This is a genomic window from Streptomyces alanosinicus, assembly GCF_014650595.1.
Classification (GTDB): domain Bacteria; phylum Actinomycetota; class Actinomycetes; order Streptomycetales; family Streptomycetaceae; genus Streptomyces; species Streptomyces alanosinicus.
The window spans coordinates 1-1,162 of sequence record NZ_BMVG01000141.1; the positions used below are offsets into that span (position 1 = coordinate 1).

At 73.2% G+C, this 1,162-nt stretch carries 1 protein-coding gene; it reads right to left on the minus strand.

The window, feature by feature from the left end; all coding sequences use genetic code 11:
• Positions 1-1,162: diaminopimelate decarboxylase (gene lysA, locus IE277_RS46675; RefSeq protein WP_189960202.1), on the minus strand; the 1,162-nt coding region annotated here is incomplete at both ends.

Below are 1,162 nucleotides of genomic sequence, written 5' to 3' on the forward strand. Positions count from 1 at the left end.
CAGGTTGTAGCCGGAGGCCATGGACAGGTGGTAGGCGCCGGCCACCGGGACGGCGAGCAGGTCACCGGGCCGGATGTCGGCGGGCAGTTCCACGTCGGCGGCCAGGACGTCGCCGGCCTCGCAGTGCCGGCCGACCACGGTGACCCGGGAGCGCTCCGCCGTGCCGTGCCGGCCGATCAGCCGTGGCGCGTACCGGACGCCGTACAGGGCCGGGCGCGGGTTGTCGCTCATGCCGCCGTCGACGGCCACGAAGGCGTGCGCGCCGGTGTGCTTCACGGCGAGGACGCGGTACACGGCGATCTGGGCGGGGCCCGCGATCGCCCGGCCCGGCTCGATGATCAGCCGGGGCACGGGGAGTCCGGCCGTGGCGCAGGCGTCGGCGAGTTCCGCGCGGACCCTGCGGGCCAGTGCCGTCAGGTCCAGGGCCGCCTCGCCGGGCCGGTAGGCGATGCCGTGGCCGCCGCCGAGGTCGAGTTCGGGCAGGACCAGGCTGTGCTGCTCGTACAGCCGGCTCATCAGCCCCACCAGGCGGCGTACGGCGACGAGATACGGTTTGACGCTGGTGATCTGCGAGCCCAGGTGGCAGTGCAGGCCGGTGAGTTCGAGCTGGGGCTGGTCGAGGATGCGGGTGATGGCGTGCTGCGCGTACCCGTCGGAGATGCTGAGGCCGAACTTCTGGTCCTCGGTGCCGGTGCGGATCTTGTCGTGGCCGCCCGCGCTGATCCCGGGCACCACCCGGACCATGACCTTCTGGTGGCCGTCGGGTCCGACGGCGGCGGCCAGCCGGGCGATCTCGGCGGGACTGTCGATGACGATGCGTCCGACGCCGAGGCGCAGCGCGGTGTCCAGGTCGCGGGGGGACTTGGCGTTGCCGTGCAGCACGATCCGCTCGGCCGGGAAGCCGGTGGTGACGGCGAGTTCGAGCTCCCCGGCGGAGCACACGTCCAGCCCCAGTCCCTCCTCGTCCATCCAGTGGGCCATGGCCCGGCACAGGAACGCCTTGGCGGCGTAGAGGACTTCGGTGTCGGGAAAGGCGTCCAGGTAGGTACGGCAGCGGTCGCGGACCTCGGCCTCGTCCAGGACGTAGACGGGGGTGCCGAAGCGGTCGGCGAGCCCGGCGAGCGGTACGCCGCCCACGGTGAGGTCGCCGTGCGGCACCTCG